Genomic DNA, 14,510 nt, shown 5'->3' with positions numbered 1-14,510 from the left:
AAAAATATGAAGGAACAATTGAAACAACTCATCGATCATATTCAACCTTTGGATGGTCAAAAAGTAGAAGAAGCTTTACAGCATTTGGACCAATTAACGAAACCGCCAGGAAGTCTGGGCAAATTGGAACAGATTGCGGCCCAAGTGGCTGGGATGACCGGGGAATTAGCTCCAAGCTTTGAGAAAAAGGCAGTCATTGTTATGGCGGCGGACCACGGTGTTTGCGAAGAAGGAATCAGTGCTTTTCCTGCGGAAGTAACGCCGCAAATGGTTCTGAATTTCTTGCATGGCGGCGCGGCTGTCAATGTATTGGCACGTCACGCAGGGGCAGAAGTCGTATGTGTGGATATTGGCGTGAACGCCGAATTAGAGCATCCGAACCTTGTCTCTAGAAATGTACGCAAAGGGACGGCCAATATGGCTAAGGGTCCTGCGATGACGGAAGAAGAGGCGATTCAAGCCATTCTTGTCGGTGTGGAGATCGTCGACCAACATGTTGCACAAGGGTATCGTATGTTCGCTACCGGGGAGATGGGAATTGGGAATACGACGGCAAGCTCTGCCTTGCTTAGCGTGTTGACTGGGATGAATTCCGAGCAAACTGTAGGGCGTGGAACTGGAATTGACGATGAACGTTTAGTGCATAAACAAACCGTCGTTCGTAAAGCCATCCAAGTGAATGCACCGAATGCGAAAGATCCGTTAGATGTGCTTGCAAAAGTCGGAGGGCTTGAAATTGCAGGGCTCGTTGGGGTTATTCTAGGTGCGGCGAAGCATCAATGCCCTGTAGTTATTGACGGTTTTATTTCATCTGCAGCTGCTCTAATTGCAAGCCGCTTAACTCCATTAGCGACAGGATATATGATTGGATCTCACTTGTCGCAGGAACAAGGCCATGAACTATTGTTGGACGAGATGGGCCTAACACCTGTACTTCAATTAGACATGCGTCTTGGCGAAGGAACGGGTGCGGTATTGACCTTCTCTCTTGTTGAAGCCGCAACGAAGATTATGCGTGAAATGGCGACATTCGCTAGTGCAGGAATCAGCGCAGGGGAATAATGAAGAACGGGATGAATAAGGGAGGCGATGGCGATGCCGATTCTCGTCACAGGCGGCGCGCGCAGCGGAAAGAGCACATTTGCAGAGAAGCTTAGCATGTTCTATGGGAAACAAGGTGTCTATATTGCCACCGCCCAAATATACGATGAGGAAATGCGGGAACGGGTGGCACTTCATCGGGAACAGCGGGAGCAGACGGGCTTTACATGGGAGACGATCGAAGAGCCGTATGAGCTGGTCTCCCTACTGCCAACATTAGAAGGAACGCGAATTGTGCTGGTGGATTGTCTCACTTTATGGTTGTCCAATATATTGCTTCGCTGTGAAGGCCAACCCGATGCGAATGAACAAGTGATGAAGCAGATTCAAGCCTTGGTGGAAGCTTCTCGGAACTTTGCGGGATCGCTCATTTTTGTAACGAATGAAGTAGGGAGCGGCATCGTTCCAGAATATAAGCTAGGCCGACAATATCGAGATTTGGCAGGACTCATGAATCGCAAGCTTGCTGAGGTGTGCGAGCAGGTGTATCTGGTTACGGCAGGCATACCGATGGAGATCAAGAGTAAGGCGGTCAAGCTATGAAGCAGATGGGACGAGCTGTTGTCGCGGCGTTTCAATTCCTATCCCGGCTCCCTTTTCCCATTCAAATTCAATACACCAAAGAGGTATTTGCAAGCAGTGTCCTGTTCTACCCCCTTGTCGGCGCCGTTCTCGGTAGTCTGATTATTTTGTTCGGTTACGGAAGCGCACTCTTGTTTCCCTCGATTCTGACAGCCGTCCTGACATTGGTCTGGACGGTTTCTTTGACAGGGGCGTTGCATTTGGATGGATTAATGGACACGGCAGATGGGATATTGAGTCATCGCCCGCGCGAGCAGATGCTTGAGATCATGAAGGATAGCCGCGTTGGCGCGATGGGGGTCATCGTCTGTGTCTTGGCGATGATGTTGAAAGGAACCATACTATTCACACTGTTAGATCATCAATGGACTTGGAAACTGATCCTTCCTTTTATCTGGAGTCGTTGGTTTATGGTGGTTGGCATTGTCGGGTGGCCTTACGCAAGGAAGGACTCGGGGCTCGGAAGTTATTTTAAAGGTGTAGGGCTTGGAAAGTTAATGGGGGCAACGATCATGGCGGTCATGGTATCGTTCGTGGTTGTGTTCGTAGGTGTAGAATTCGGCCCTTCTTCTACAGGGATCACGTTACCAGATGTCTTAAGCATACTGTGGATCGGCGGAGGTGCCTTAGTATTCGGGTGGATTATTGCAACTTATATGAACCGCAAACTTGGCGGACTTACAGGAGATACTTACGGGGCAGTGAATGAACTGCTGGAAATCATATTGCTTATGATTGGTGTAGCCGTGTTCTAAGAAATGAGAGGAGGAAATCTGATGTCAAATCCATCGAATCAACCATCCAAAGCTAGAACGATTATGCTACAAGGCACGGCTTCGGATGTGGGGAAAAGCATTGTAACGACAGCAATCTGCCGTATACTCAAGCAGGATGGGTGGAAGGTAGCCCCTTATAAATCACAAAATATGGCGTTAAATTCGTATGTGACGTTGGAAGGCAAAGAAATCGGCCGCGCACAAGGCGTCCAGGCTGAAGCTTGCGATATTGCGGCTACGACAGACATGAATCCGATTTTGATCAAGCCGATGAAGGATATGAATGCCCAAATCGTTGTTCATGGAAAGCCTTATACGCAACTCAGCGCTCGAGATTATCGGAAGGAATTTCTGCCCTTTGCCAAAACGACGGTGGTCGATGCTTTGGAACGGCTGCGGGAAGAATACGATGTTGTCGTTATTGAGGGAGCAGGAAGTCCGGCTGAGATTAATTTGAAGCAGAATGATATTGTAAATATGAATCTCGCTGCATGGGCGGAAGCGCCTGTACTGCTCGTAGCGGATATTGATCGAGGCGGCGTATTCGCATCCCTCGTCGGGACGTTAGAACTCCTGGAACCTCATGAGAAAGAACGGGTTAAAGGCTTCATTATTAACAAGTTCCGTGGAGACCTGAGTCTTCTACAGCCTGGACTGGATTGGTTAGAAGAACGGACAGGGATCCCTGTCGTTGGCGTTTTGCCGTATTTGCCCAATATTGATATTGAGCAGGAGGATTCTGTCGTCTTAGATTCGGATTCGTACAAACGGAGTGGAAAACAGGGAGAATATGATCTAGATATCGCGGTGATCAGATATCCTCGGATATCCAACTTTACGGACTTAGACGCCTTAATTGCAGAACCTGATGTACGCGTAAGATTTGTGCAAAGAGTCGAAGAATTAGGGACACCCGATTGTGTCATTTTGCCTGGAACGAAAAATACGATGGATGATTTGCGTTATTTACGTGAGACGGGACTTGCAGAAGCAATCCTCAACTTATCCAACAGTGAGGCTTCGTCACCTTGCGATGTGGTCGGCATTTGCGGCGGATATCAAATGTTAGGGAACCTGCTCAGCGATCCCGAGGGTGTAGAGGTGGAAGGCGGAGCTGAAGTGACAGGGCTAGGTCTATTGCCATTACGTACAGTATTCTATCCGGAGAAAAGAACGGAACGGGTAGAAGGAAGGGCTGCATGTTCTCATCCACTTTGGGAAAGTATTAAGGGAACAATGATCACGGGGTATGAAATCCATATGGGAAAAACGGAATTCGATGGCCTCGCATATCAGCGCGTAGACCTAGCATCCTTTTCTCCTATGTTCCATATGGCAGATCAAACTTTAGAAGGTTTGTGCGCAGCGAATGGACGTATATGGGGAACCTATTTGCATGGGGTGTTCCATAATGATGAATTCCGTCGTCAATGGTTGAACATGATGCGCAGCCAACGGGGATTAGCGGCTATTCAGGACATATTACCTTTTGCTGCAAGGCAAGTGATCGCATTTGACCGACTCGCAGATGAGACGCGGAAGTCGCTGGACATGCAGCTCATCTATGATATTGCTGGTTTGCCGAGCCATCCTTAGCGTAGAGAAAACATCTAGAAAGGTGAATCAGACGTTTATGACAAAAGCAGTACAACTTCGGGCAACTCCTGCTTTCTATTTGACATTGGTGGGTCTTCTTGGGTTTATGGGCGTAGCTTACTTGGTCACAACGGATCGCTTATCTGCGTTCGATACACCGATCATTACGTGGATGCAAAGTTGGGAGTCGCCTACATGGACGGCATTAGCTGAATTCTGTGCACTTCTGGGTTCAGCCAAGATCGTCATTATTTTAAGTATCATCACGATGGTATTATTATATTTTGTGCTGAAACATCGGAGTGAATTGATTTTTTTCCTGATTGTCATCGGAGGGTCTGCTTCTCTGAATGTAATTTTAAAAAGCGTGTTTTCACGCGAACGGCCAACAATCCACCGAATTCTGGAAGAGACGGGATACAGCTTCCCGAGTGGACATGCGATGGGTGCCTTCTCATTTTATGCATCGATCGCATTTCTGTTATGGAGACATATTCCTCAAAAATGGGGTCGCGTTCTTCTGATCCTAGCTGCGGTAGGCATGATCCTGATGATTGGTCTTAGCCGGGTGTATGCAGGCGTTCATTATCCAAGCGATATCCTTGCGGGATATCTCATCTCGGGATGTTGGCTTGCGTTTTGGATCTATTGGTACCAGTGGTATAAAGAGCGGAGCCAAAATCAACCAAGGAAATAGAACCAAGTTTTTGGCAATGAAATGGGAAAAAGGTCTATGATACACTTCTACTTGTAAACGAGAGGAACATAATCTCGCAAAAACAAGGAGGAAGATCATAGATGAAAAAATGGACAAAACGATTGACCAAGGTTGCAATGACTTCGACACTTACTGTAGCGTGGATGCTTCCAACCGTTGCCTCTGCTGCGCCTGCGCAGAATTTACAAGATATTTTAGGTAATTTATTCCAACAAATTCCAGGACAATTCCAACCGGGGTCGATGCCTTCGTGTCCTGTAATGCCGCAAGTACCAGGGACACCGCAACCTCCGCAAGTGACGGTTCCGAGTCAGCCAACGCCAGCACCAACACCTAAGCCGACTCCGGCTCCACCTGCCAATACAGGGTCACAAACCAACGAAGAGCAGTCTAACTTCGCTTCTCAAGTGGTAAATCTTGTGAACCAAGAGCGTGCGAAAGCAGGTCTTCCAGCACTGCAATCGGATGATCGGCTTGCAAATATGGCGATGGATAAAGCAAAGGATATGTATACAAATAACTATTTTGACCACCAATCTCCAACGTATGGTTCACCGTTCGATATGATGAATCAATATCAAATTAAGTATGGCTATGCAGGCGAGAATATCGCGAAGGGACAGCAATCTCCAGCGCAAGTCATGCAAGATTGGATGAACAGCCAAGGCCATCGTGAGAACATTATGAATCCTAATTTTACCCATATCGGCGTAGCTTATTATCAAGGGGAATGGGTGCAAGAATTTATTAGTAAAGCATAGAAAAGTAGATCATCAGGCAGTTCCCGGAAGGGGACTGTCTTTTATTTTCCAATTATTTGGTAATGAATCTGGCCTGTGACCTATGTTACGATTTCTCATGTGAAAGATTGGAATTCCACTTCACAGCCAATACGATCAACAGGAGGATGTATATCGATGAAGAAATGGAAGACACGTTTTACCACAACAGCGTTAGTAACTGCCATGGCCGTTGCGTGGATGGTTCCAACAGCCGCTTCTGCAGCATCTGCTGCGACACCGAACTGTAATGATATTGTAACCAAATACTTTCAAGATAACAGTAATATGCAACCCTATATGAAGATCGTGGTCGTACAAGGGCCTAACATCACGGTTACTGTACCGCAGAAAAAGCCCGTTATTTCGACGCCTTCAGTCCCAGTCAAGCAACCATCGAAAGTACCGAGCGTTTCGAAGCCTCAGCCACAACCTTCGAAACCGCAAGTGACGGTTCCTGCACAACCTAGCAAACCATCGACTCCACCGAGCAACACAGCGACGACAGACCAAGCTAAATTTGCGGAGCAAGTGGTGAAACTTGTGAACCAAGAACGTGCTAAGCAAGGTTTATCCGCGCTTGCCGTGGACACGCAGCTTGCGAACATGGCGATGGATAAAGCCGTGGATATGTATAAAAACAATTATTTTAGTCACCAATCTCCAACCTTTGGTTCGCCATTTGATATGATGAAGCAATACAATATTAAGTATGGTTATGCCGGAGAGAATATCGCCAAGGGGCAGCAGACGCCTGAGCAAGTCATGAAAGATTGGATGAATAGCCAGGGTCACCGTGAGAATATTATGAACGCGCATTATACTCACATTGGTGTGGCATATTATCAAGGGGAATGGGTGCAAGAGTTTATTAGCAAAGCATAGTTCTATACAAGAAGCAGTTCCCGAGCGGGAGCTGCTTTTTTGCTTGAGATTATAAAATTTATATATTTTCGAGAGATTACTGAAATCAAAAAAGGGTGCAGGGAACGGCGCGAGAAATGAACGGACACAGGAGCCCTTATTCTGCAAAAAGCATTCAAAATGCTGGTTAAACGGACACAGGAGTCCTTATTCTACGATAAATAGAGTATATCCTCATTATTAGTATAGAATAAGGGCATCTGTGTCCGCAAAAGGGCTAATCTGTGAGTATAACAAAGAATAAGGTCTCTCATGTCCGCCTTTGCTCCCGGATTTCTACAACAGTTGATTTAAAACACCAACCCACCTCTCCTATCGACCAACGTATAGGTTACACAATAAAGAACCGTCGGGTGATCTTCCCTGTAGAAAAAAGATATTACGTAAAAGGTCATCGTAGGCTTTTTAACTTCTGTGATATAATAAGGAGATCAATAAGACGTTGTGAAAGGGGGTTCGTCCAATGATTTCTTTTCAGAATAGTCGGATTACGGTGTTTCAAAGCGCGCTGTATCATACCACGTCATCGGTCATCACACTGCATGATTGCACGATCGTCGTTGATCCAACTTGGCTTCCTCATGAGGTTCGCGAGATTCGTGAATACGTGGATCAGTTGGGCAAAGGATGGCCGGTCTACCTGCTATTTACGCATAGCGATTGGGATCATATTCTAGGATACGGCGCTTTTCCTGAAGCGAAAGTGATCGCGAGCGAGGGATTTCAACAGCACCCGGAACGTGCGGATATTGTTGAACAGATTAGGGCTTTCGATGATCGCTACTATCTGAAACGGGATTATGAAATTACCTATCCGGAAGCGGATATCGTGATTGACCAGGATGGACAGCAGCTTCAATTAGGGCAGACGACAGTAACCTTCTATCTTGCTCCAGGTCATACGGCTGACGGCATCGTTACGGTGATTGAACCCGAAGGGATCTTGCTGGCAGGCGATTATGTATCTGATATCGAATTCCCTTACGTGTATTGGAACAGCATGGATTATGAGAAGACGATGCAGAAGCTTGAACAAGTGCTCTCAGACCATGACATCCAAGTCCTTGTCCCAGGTCATGGTAATGTTACGACGGATCCCTTGGAGATGCAGACACGCATCGAACAGTCGGTCCGGTATCTCCGGACGGTGAGACAATACGTGACCGAAGGGAATCAAGAAGGACTGGATGCGATGCTGAATCATGTTCCGTTTCCCCGCGGCATGAAGAGTTATCATGAGCATAATCAGCAATTGATACGTAAGGAAATCGAGCAATCGTAAAGGGAAGTCCCTATCAAAGGAGTGACATGAATGAGTATCGAAAAATCCATTGAAGAGCGGTTCAAGTGTGCGAAGTGCAGCGGAACAGCATGCCATATCAAGGAAGTGGCTATGACGGGCACCGGAATTAGCAAATTATTGGATATTCAGCATAATCATTATCTGTTCGTATCTTGTGAAAACTGCGGTTTTGTGGAGATCTATAATCCGCGTGTGTTGGAAGGGAAATCGAGGGGACAATTGGGTACCGTGCTCGACATTTTGTTCGGATAATCAGATGGAACATGAACTAGCTGCCTATTGGCAGCTTTTTTGGTTTTTCTGCTCTGATTAAAGTCCCTGCTTCCGATATTGTCCCGGGGTCATTCCAACAATGCGCTTAAACACCTGATGAAAGGATTGCAAATCTTTATACCCTACAGCTTCTGCGATGGGAGCGATCGTCAGATTCGTACGGAGCAATAGCTCACAGCTGGCTTGAACGCGTGTATGCTGAACAAAGTCTTGAAAAGGCTGCCCTGTACGCTGCTTAAAGAGACGGAAGAAATGTCTTTCACTCATCCGGCACTGCTCTGCCATAGAACGGATGGTTAAGGGCTCGTCAACATGGTTACGAATGTATTGCAGGATGTGTTCCATCGAATCTTGCGGATGAAGTTTCGCCTGATCCGGCTCCGAGAACTGACGGGCAAGATAGATGAGCAGTTGCAAGAGCAGCGAATATAAAAGGGCAGCATATCCTGGCTTCCGAACGGTATGTTCATCAAGCATCTGCTGGAAGAGTGACTCTATCCGTTGATTGGGTCCATCGAAATGGCAACGGCTCGCGTTCATGTCAGTAGGGAATTGAAAGCATTGCAGCAGATTAATCCCCGCGGCATCTTCATTCGCTTTGTACAACATGGATTCCGTAAAAATACAGTTATATACGATGAGCTTCTGGTGCTTGCTTGGAGAGACAGGACGGAAGACATGGGTCGTGCCAAGGGGGAGGATGAAGAGATCCCCTTTACGTACAGGGAAGACGTGCTCTCCGATATGGTGAAATCCCGTTCCTTCGGCGACGTAGGTAATCTCGATGAAATCATGGGAATGAAAGTCGGAATGGAAATTTTCCTGGAACCGATTCACATAGATTTCTAATTGATCTTGAAACATGGTTGAACCATGGAATAGTTCTTGTCGAACCTTCATCTGAATTCCTCCGATCGATCCTATGGCGTGTATGGGTTCATTGTCATCTTTACCTTGTAGAAATGTCAAGAACACCTATGTTTTTACGTCGTGCTCCCACGTAGACTGTAAGAGAAGATACCATCCGATAAAGGAGTCGAGACGTTCATGCATGTCTATGATCTGAGATGTGAATATAAGCATAATCCAATAGGTACGGATATACCGCGACCGAGATTGAGTTGGAAAATTCATGCCGGTACGGCAAGGGATGAATCACAAACAGCATATCAGGTTCAAGTCTCAGCCTACAAAGATTTTCAAACATTATGGTGGGACACAGACCGGGTGATGAGTGCACGTTCCGTGCATGTTGAATATGAGGGACCTGCGTTATCTTCTCGTACAAGATATTACTATCGGGTACGCGTGTGGACGGAACAGAAGGAAGTCACCGAATGGAGCGAGGCGGCGTACTGGGAGACGGCTTTCTTATACCCAAAAGACTACAAGGCGCAATGGATTACGGCATCTTTAGGCAAAGAGGGGCAAATCGAAGAGCCATGTGCTTACGTGCGCAAGAGCATACATCTTGGGACTGAGATTGCTTCAGCACGAGTCTATGCCACAGCCCGAGGCTTATACCGACTCTATATCAATGGTTCGCCGGCTGATGCTGCTGTATTTGCTCCCGGATGGACTAGCTACCATCATCGGCTCCAATATCAGACCTATGATGTGACTTCGTTGCTTGCATCGGGTGAGAATGTACTGGGTGTCATCTTAGGTGACGGTTGGTATAAAGGAAATCTAGCCTTCGGCGGTGCGCGGAACCTATATGGTCAAGAACGAGGATTATGGCTTCAAATGCATGTGACGTATCAGGATGGGTCGGAAGAGATTGTCGTGTCAGATGGAACATGGACTTACAACGGAGGACCTTTGATTCGATCTGAAATCTATCACGGTGAGACGTATGATGCGCGATTGGAGCAGACGGGTTGGAACCAGCAAGGTTTTGATTCGCAGAATTGGAACGCAGTTACTCTAGCAGCGCAGCAAGAGGTGGATTCGCTTGTTGCCCAAGAAAATGATCCAACACGCATCATTGAATATATACAACCGGTCGCTGTTTTACATACACCTGCCGGAGAAGCGGTACTGGATATGGGTCAGAATATGGTGGGTTGGGTACGGTTTCGGGTGCAAGCTGAAGCGGGAACCGTCATTCGTCTCCAACATGCAGAGGTGTTGGATCGTGAAGGGAATTTCTATATCGGAAACTTACGTGCAGCGAAGCAGATGATTACCTATACGTGCAAAGGTGAAGGGGAGGAGGTTTACGAGCCCTGCTTCTCGTTTCAAGGCTTTCGTTATGTCAAAGTAGAGGGCATCTCACTTCGCGATGATGAGGACCGATTCCTGGGATGTGTTATTCATACAGACATGGAAAAAACGGGATCTTTCCACTGCTCGAACCCCTTATTGAACCAATTGCAGCATAACATCGTATGGGGACAGAAAGGGAATTTTCTGGACGTACCTACCGACTGTCCACAGCGTGACGAAAGACTCGGATGGACTGGCGATGCCCAAGTATTTATTCGGACAGCTGCTTTTAATTATCAAGTTGCCCCTTTCTTTAGCAAATGGCTAAAAGATCTAGCAGTAGATCAAGCGGAAGACGGCGGTGTGCCTCATGTGGTTCCGGGCATTCATTCGGTGGGGTATAACTCCTCGGCTTGGGGAGACGCCGCTGTCATCTGCCCATGGGCGATCTATGAGAACTATGGGGATGTTCGGGTGCTCGAACAGCAATATCCGAGTATGAAGGCGTGGGTCGAATATATCCGGGCGCAAGGGGAGCATGAATATCTTTGGGATACAGGCGACCACTTTGGGGATTGGTTAGCTTTAGATGCAGAAGAGGATAGTTATACGGGAGCGACGCCGAAGGCGTATATTGCGACGGCCTTTTATGCGCATTCCACGCATCTGTTGGCCAAGACGGCTCGAATCATCGGGGAACATGAAGATGCGGAAGCCTATGAAGCATTACATGGTAAGATTGTTGAAGCTTTCCAAGCGGAATTCATTACGCCGGAGGGGGATGTTGCTGCGCCCACGCAGACAGCTTACTTACTTGCACTGATGTTCAACCTTGTGAAGGAGTCCCACCGAGAAGCGGTGGCAAGAGATCTTGCGGCCCATATTGAAGCCCAAGGTACGCATCTAACGACAGGGTTTGTAGGTACGCCCTACTTGTGTCATGTGCTGACGCGATACGGATATACGGATTTAGCCTACCGTCTGGTTTTACAAGAAGAGTATCCTTCATGGTTGTATTCGGTGAAGAAAGGAGCGACAACCATCTGGGAACATTGGGATGGCATCAAGCCTGACGGAACCTTCTGGAGTGAGGATATGAACTCGTTCAATCACTATGCGTACGGGGCTATCGGTGAATGGTTATATCGTGTCGTCGGAGGCATTGATACCATGGAAACAGAGCCTGGGTACCGTAGGATTCGAATTCAGCCGCATATCGGAGGGGGCCTCTCCAGCGCTGAGACGCGGTTGCAGTCTATGTACGGTGAGATCGTATCTTCTTGGGAGAAGCAGGATCAAGAAATCAAGCTAATGGTGACGATCCCGGCAAATACAACCGCTTCCGTGATCCTTACGCTTCAACATCCAGATGATGTGAGGGTGGATGGGCACCTGCTTTGTGAGGGGAACGGGATTCGGCGAATCATGCGTTCGCAAGACAGCGTGGAGATCGAACTCGGGTCAGGAACATATCATTTTGCGTATTCCTAAATAGCGATATAAATCTCTTAATACCCGCCATCCTAATCGATGGCGGGTATATTGTTCAGAAGGATAAACTCAAGTAACTTAGCGTCCCCATGTCATATCCCCGGTAGATCACTTTCGGCTCGCCGTTACCGCTCCCCATGGCGATGAATAAAGGAACAAAATGTTCCGCACGGGGAACAGCCTTTTGCGCTTGAGGCGCGAGTGTATCATATTGGAATAATGCGCCCAGATCACCTTGCTTCATCTGCTCTAACAGCCAATCATCGAAGGCAACGGCCCACGGCTCAGGCGTTGACTGTCCCCAGTTAAGCATTCGAAGATTATGCACGGTAACCCCGCTGCCGATGACAAGAATATCTTCTTCGCCAAGTCCTTGCAGCGCCTTTCCGATTTGGTATTGCACATCTGCAGGCAAGTAGGGGTGGACGGAAATTTGCACGACTGGAATATTTGCCTCCGGATACATGCGGTGCAATAGGGTCCATGAACCATGGTCAAGGCCGCGTGTCGCATCTGTCTGCACAGGAATTCCTGCCGCTTCAAATCGCTTCATCACTTGGTTCGCAACAGCAGTCGAACCTTTGGCTGGATAGACGACCTCGTACAATTCATCCGGGAAGCCTCCGAAGTCATAAATCGTGTCATACACATGGTCATGAGAAGAAACGGTGAGCACTTCGCTTTCCCAATGCGCGGTAAAGATGACGATCGCTTTGGGTTTAATTTGTTGGCCTAATGATCCTAAAAATTCGGTATAGGGTGTATGTTCAATGGCAAGCATAGGGGATCCATGGGCTAGAAAAAGTGATGGTATCATGTGATAGCCTCCTTAATGATCGATAAGTAACTTTATAATAGTTAGTATATAACCACAACGAACATATGTCAAGTTACTTATTATTAATAACCTAAGGGAGGGGCGGCAAGAAAAAAACGGATACTTGTCCCTGATCGCAGGGATTTCGTATCCGTTTGGGTCGTTATTTGGGTTATGATTTAAGCTTTTCGGCGCGGGATAGCTTCTCAACGGCTTGCTGTATTCGTCTAGTGCGTGTCTCTGGACGTTTGGCTGAATCGATCCAGGCTACATATTCTTTCTGATAGCTGTAAGCTAATTCTTCATAGAATAGGTTAGCTGACTCGTGTTGCATAAGGGATTGAAGAAAATCGTCAGGTGCAAGAACGGCACGTGCGCCGAAATCTTGTTCTATTGTGCAATGAACCGTATCTCCCGTTGTGACGCGAGCCGCATCACGGATCTCTTTGTTCACGACAAGGAAGTGCGAACCATCGCCATGGGGCATCAGTGTCCCTTGAAAGGGAATGTCATTCAATGTCCCTTTGACCTTAACTTGATTCTTCGTCCCGAATACCTCATCGACATGTACTGGAACATTCAGATACGTCCAAGTACCAACACCTGCGGGCCGAATTAGCATTGCGTTGAATTCCAGCATCTTAGATCGCCCAGTTTCCTTTGCGGAATACCGGAACGACAGACCCGTCCTTCGAGATGCCATCGATATCCATTTCGGCTGAGCCGATCATGAAGTCAACATGCGTAATACTTGCGTTCACGCCTGCTGCTGCAAGTTCTTCAGGAGACATCGTTTTGCCGCCTTCAACGTTGAACGCATAACCGCTGCCGATCGCTAAATGGTTTGAAGCATTTTCATCGAAGAGCGTGTTGAAGAACAAGATGTTAGACTCCGAAATGGGGGAGTGATGCGGAACGAGCGCCACTTCGCCCAAATAGTGCGAGCCTTCATCAGAGTCCACCAAGTGCTGCAAAATTTCTTGTCCTTGCTCTGCTTCAACATTCACAATGCGGCCATTCTCGAATGTGATTTTGAAGTTATCAATAATGTTGCCGCCATAGCTTAGCGGTTTCGTACTGGATACATATCCGTTGACCCCGGTTTTGTACGGTACGGTGAAGACTTCTTCTGTCGGCATGTTCGCCATGAATGGAATTTCCTTCTCATTCGTGCTGCCTGCACCCACCCACAGGTGTTTCTCCGGCAGCTCAATCGTAAGATCCGTACCTGGTGCGGTGTAATGAAGTTTGTGGAAATGATGGCCGTTTAGAACGTCTACCTTCTTATGTAAGTTAGCGTTATGTTCTTCCCAAGCTTGGACAGCGTCTGGCGTATGGAGGCGAACGGATTCAAAAATCGCATTCCATAACATGTCTTGCGCTTCTTCCGGTGTTGTATCAGGGAATACTTTGACTGCCCAATTCTTCGTGGAAGCTGCGACAACCGTCCAGCTAACCTTATCGGATTGCACATATTGACGGTATTTCGTCAATGCTTGACCGGATGCTTTTTGGAAGCTGCCGATTCGCGCAGGGTCAATGCCTTTTAGTAAATCCGGGTTCGGAGATACGATTGCAATAAAAGCGGCTCTTGCATCAAGGAACGTATCTCTTTTCGCCACTTCCCAAGCAGGGAATGTTGAGAACTGTTCATCCGAGGCATTCTCATATTTCATACGGGATAGTTCTTCATCGACCCAGTCGACATGAACGTTGCTCGCACCGGCTTCATAGGCTTTCTTCGCAACCAGGCGAACCAGCTGAGCCATTTCGGTAGAACCTGTAATAAATACTTGTTGATCTTGCTGTACGTTGACGCCGACTTTCACAATCAGTTCGGCATATTTGTTAAGTTGTTGTTCAAATGTAGCCATCGCTTCTCATTCTCCTTTGATTCATTTCAACTTTGTGTACTCCTATTGTAACAAAAAAATGAATACAT

At 47.3% G+C, this 14,510-nt stretch carries 14 protein-coding genes; 10 read left to right on the top strand and 4 right to left on the bottom strand.

Features of this window, described 5'->3' with window-relative positions; translation table 11 throughout:
* The first annotated feature begins 6 nt into the window (after positions 1–6).
* The 9 genes from cobT to BVG16_RS17240 all read left to right on the top strand — a co-directional run bounded on the left by cobT (position 7) and on the right by BVG16_RS17240 (position 8,031).
* Positions 7–1,062, top strand: coding sequence for a nicotinate-nucleotide--dimethylbenzimidazole phosphoribosyltransferase (gene cobT / locus BVG16_RS17280; RefSeq protein ID WP_078499963.1), 1,056 nt, complete (start codon positions 7–9; stop codon positions 1,060–1,062).
* A 33-nt stretch (positions 1,063–1,095) separates the two neighbouring features.
* Entirely contained in the window at positions 1,096–1,644 is a 549-nt protein-coding gene (cobU, locus tag BVG16_RS17275) for a bifunctional adenosylcobinamide kinase/adenosylcobinamide-phosphate guanylyltransferase (protein WP_078499961.1), read from the top strand.
* Entirely contained in the window at positions 1,641–2,438 is a 798-nt protein-coding gene (gene cobS / locus BVG16_RS17270) for an adenosylcobinamide-GDP ribazoletransferase (RefSeq protein WP_078499960.1), read from the top strand. Before cobU ends, cobS begins: the two co-directional genes overlap by 4 nt.
* A 21-nt stretch (positions 2,439–2,459) precedes the next feature.
* Positions 2,460–4,055 (top strand): cobyric acid synthase, encoded by a 1,596-nt coding sequence (locus BVG16_RS17265; protein ID WP_233147070.1) that lies wholly within the window; start codon positions 2,460–2,462, stop codon positions 4,053–4,055.
* Between the two features lie 37 nt (positions 4,056–4,092).
* On the top strand, positions 4,093–4,752 hold the full coding sequence (locus tag BVG16_RS17260; RefSeq protein WP_078499959.1) for a phosphatase PAP2 family protein: 660 nt from the start codon (positions 4,093–4,095) through the stop codon (positions 4,750–4,752).
* 101 nt (positions 4,753–4,853) lie between these two features.
* A complete protein-coding gene (locus BVG16_RS17255) occupies positions 4,854–5,534 on the top strand; it encodes a CAP domain-containing protein (protein WP_078499957.1) in 681 nt (226 codons plus the stop codon).
* Positions 5,535–5,690: 156 nt separating this feature from the next.
* Positions 5,691–6,437, top strand: a complete 747-nt coding sequence (locus BVG16_RS17250; RefSeq protein ID WP_078499955.1) for a CAP domain-containing protein — start codon at positions 5,691–5,693, stop codon at positions 6,435–6,437.
* 502 nt (positions 6,438–6,939) lie between these two features.
* A complete protein-coding gene (locus tag BVG16_RS17245) occupies positions 6,940–7,758 on the top strand; it encodes an MBL fold metallo-hydrolase (protein ID WP_078499953.1) in 819 nt (272 codons plus the stop codon).
* Between the two features lie 30 nt (positions 7,759–7,788).
* Positions 7,789–8,031 carry a zinc ribbon domain-containing protein gene (locus BVG16_RS17240; protein WP_078499951.1) on the top strand — a complete coding sequence of 81 codons (243 nt, stop codon included), beginning with the start codon at positions 7,789–7,791 and terminating at the stop codon, positions 8,029–8,031.
* 57 nt (positions 8,032–8,088) lie between these two features.
* Here BVG16_RS17240 and BVG16_RS17235 read toward each other — a convergent pair whose 3' ends face one another.
* Positions 8,089–8,952: an AraC family transcriptional regulator gene (locus BVG16_RS17235; RefSeq protein ID WP_078499949.1), complete on the bottom strand. Its 864-nt coding sequence runs from the start codon at positions 8,950–8,952 to the stop codon at positions 8,089–8,091.
* 147 nt (positions 8,953–9,099) lie between these two features.
* Here BVG16_RS17235 and BVG16_RS17230 point away from each other — a divergent pair, with 147 nt between their 5' ends.
* A complete protein-coding gene (locus tag BVG16_RS17230; RefSeq protein WP_078499947.1) occupies positions 9,100–11,751 on the top strand; it encodes an alpha-L-rhamnosidase in 2,652 nt (883 codons plus the stop codon).
* Positions 11,752–11,806: 55 nt separating this feature from the next.
* Here the strand turns inward: BVG16_RS17230 and BVG16_RS17225 are convergent, their stop codons facing one another.
* The 3 genes from BVG16_RS17225 to BVG16_RS17215 all read right to left on the bottom strand — a co-directional run bounded on the left by BVG16_RS17225 (position 11,807) and on the right by BVG16_RS17215 (position 14,442).
* On the bottom strand, positions 11,807–12,568 hold the full coding sequence (locus BVG16_RS17225; protein ID WP_078499945.1) for a DODA-type extradiol aromatic ring-opening family dioxygenase: 762 nt from the start codon (positions 12,566–12,568) through the stop codon (positions 11,807–11,809).
* A 172-nt stretch (positions 12,569–12,740) separates the two neighbouring features.
* A complete protein-coding gene (locus BVG16_RS17220) occupies positions 12,741–13,208 on the bottom strand; it encodes a YdeI/OmpD-associated family protein (protein ID WP_158081720.1) in 468 nt (155 codons plus the stop codon).
* A 1-nt stretch (position 13,209) separates the two neighbouring features.
* Entirely contained in the window at positions 13,210–14,442 is a 1,233-nt protein-coding gene (locus BVG16_RS17215) for an aminopeptidase (protein ID WP_078499940.1), read from the bottom strand.
* Between the last annotated feature and the right edge of the window lie 68 nt (positions 14,443–14,510).

Origin of the sequence: Paenibacillus selenitireducens (assembly GCF_002021565.1) — a bacterium.
GTDB classification, from domain to species: Bacteria; Bacillota; Bacilli; order Paenibacillales; family Paenibacillaceae; genus Paenibacillus_K; species Paenibacillus_K selenitireducens.
Note: the sequence above shows the minus strand (reverse complement) of the source record. Positions and strands in the feature narration are given on the sequence as shown.